2 protein-coding genes are annotated in these 2,163 nt (G+C 59.4%); both read right to left on the bottom strand.

The features are described from left to right. Nucleotides 1–113: 113 nt before the first annotated feature. Nucleotides 114–533 (bottom strand): sodium-dependent bicarbonate transport family permease, encoded by a 420-nt coding sequence (locus tag Tther_RS13015; protein WP_185975101.1) that lies wholly within the window; start codon nt 531–533, stop codon nt 114–116. A gap of 5 nt (nt 534–538) precedes the next feature. After that, complete coding sequence (locus Tther_RS13010; protein ID WP_143904537.1) at nt 539–1,807, bottom strand: MFS transporter; 1,269 nt, start codon at nt 1,805–1,807, stop codon at nt 539–541. Between the last annotated feature and the right edge of the window lie 356 nt (nt 1,808–2,163).

The following is a 2,163-nucleotide window of genomic DNA, read 5'->3' as shown; positions in this document are numbered from 1 at the left end:
GGCAAAACGGCCTGCAAACCGGCCGAAATGCACGTCGCAATCGCTGCGCAGCCACGTCTGGGCGGCTCGTTTCTTCGAAAGCAGCGTCACTGGTGCGTTCGAAGGGTATTTTTTCAACGGCCTGTTAAGGCGGGAAATTCCAAGAACACCAGGAATACCGACATATAGCCGTCGTAATCCAGCCCTTGCCTTCCCAGATAAGACGCTCCCACGGCAAACGTCACCACAGACACGGAACCGTAATGGGCCGAGATCGATGCGGCGTCGGGATGAGGCAAGCGTCCGAGACGAAGCAGTACTTGGTAGGCGACCATGGGCGTGACGGCACTCGCGGCGACGATGACGATCGTGGGCAGCATCAAGGCGGTGACATCGCGGCTGGCCAGCTCGAAACCGCCCTTGAGCCCGATGGCGATGAGCAGATAAATCGTCAGCGTGTCGTACAACCCACTGGACAGCTTCAAGTCGGAGCGCAACATTCCCGCCACCAAGCCGAGGCCAAAGAAGCCCACCACCGGATCGATAGCGTCCATCGCGATCAAGCCCGCTGTTCAGCACTGGGCGCGCGTTTGAGCACGTCGTGACGGCGCACTTCCGTCAGGTACATCCAGATCAGCGAGACCCAGACCACGCCGTACAGCAGCATGAAGGCGCTGGAGCGGATACCCGTCAGGTCGAGCAAAGCCCCGAACATGATGGGGAGAATGAAGCCACCCAACCCCCCGGCCAGTCCCACGATGCCGGAGATGGTGCCGATGTTTTTGGGGTACTCGTCGGAGATGTACTTGAATACGCTGGCCTTACCGAACGCCCAGGCGATGCCGAGTACGAACATCAAGGCGGTAAAGGCGTAGACATTGAGACCGATGTGGAAGGTCTTGGGGCCATCCACCGTCAGGATCGTGAAGTCGGTCTGTGGGTAGCTCAGCAAGAACAGGCAGACCCAGCTCACCCACATGACCCACCAGGTAACGTTGTGCGCACCGTATTTGTCTGACAGCCAGCCACCAATGGCGCGTAGCACGCCGCCGGGCAGCGAGAAGCACGCTGCCAGCAATGCCGCGACGCGGATGTCGAGTCCATACTCGCCCACATAGTATTGAACCATCCATAACGACAGCGCCACATAGCCGCCGAAGACAATGCTGTAGTACTGACAGTATTTCAGAACTGCGGGATCCTTGAGGGCCTTGAGTTGGTCCACGAAGCGCGTGTTGCTTGGCACCAGGTGCGACGGATCGTGATGACTGAACAGCCAGAAAAGGATGACCGTGCCCAGCATCACGGCGGCGTACACCTGTGGCACCATGGTCCAGCCAAAGGCGACAACCAACGCGGGTGCGACGAATTTGTTAACGGCCGCCCCCGAGTTGCCGGCGCCGAAGATGCCCATCGCCAAGCCCTGGCGCTCTTTGGGAAACCAGCGAGCGACATAAGGGGTGCCCACCGAGAACGACCCACCCGCCAGGCCCACGAACAGGCCAATAACCAGGAAGTGCCAAAAAGCCGTCGCGTACGCCATCAACCAGATGGCGGGTACGGTCAGGGCCATGAGCGCGGTAAACACGATACGGCCACCGTATTTGTCGGTCCAGATACCCAGCGGTACCCGCACCAGTGAGCCGGTTAGCACCGGTGTGGCCGTCAGCAGGCCGAACTGTGTGGCGTTGAGTCCTAACTCTTTTTTCAGCGGGATGCCGATGACGCCAAACATCATCCAGACCATAAAACACACCGTAAAAGCCCACGTGCTCACGATGAGCACCGACCAAGCTTGGCGGGTGGAAGCCGACGCAGTAGGAGCCATACCGTCCTCCATAAAAAATGTGTATGGGGAATGGCGGCCACTGTAGGGCCGGGCGGGTGGCCCGCCAATCGACCGGATGGTTTGTGCGCAGGTTGCAAATGGACGATGGGCTGGGCAGCCACATCGTCCGAAAGGAGTTGTGTATCGTTCTTTCTGTAAATTCCATTTTGCCGGTTGTCTGCTGGGCGGGGATCTCCGGCGCTACGCGCCTACGCTCCCCGCCCAGCAGACAGCGCGAGGGTGGGTCTGACGCCATGACTTCGAGAAAGGAGTGTAACCCTCATGGCAATACGAGTCGAAACCAACCCCTTGGAAGCCGCTTATGCGATCTTGCTCGAGAACGGACTGGATGGCGC

Origin of the sequence: Tepidimonas thermarum (assembly GCF_007556705.1) — a bacterium.
GTDB lineage: Bacteria > Pseudomonadota > Gammaproteobacteria > Burkholderiales > Burkholderiaceae_C > Tepidimonas > Tepidimonas thermarum.
This window is presented reverse-complemented; position numbering and strand designations above follow the sequence as displayed.

What these genes read in the sequence shown, in the direction of transcription:
- Tther_RS13010 (WP_143904537.1), bottom strand. Translation starts at nt 1,807, where the DNA reads ATGGCTCCTACTGCGTCGGCTTCCACCCGCCAAGCTTGGTCGGTGCTC.
- Tther_RS13015 (WP_185975101.1), bottom strand. Translation starts at nt 533, where the DNA reads ATGGACGCTATCGATCCGGTGGTGGGCTTCTTTGGCCTCGGCTTGGTG.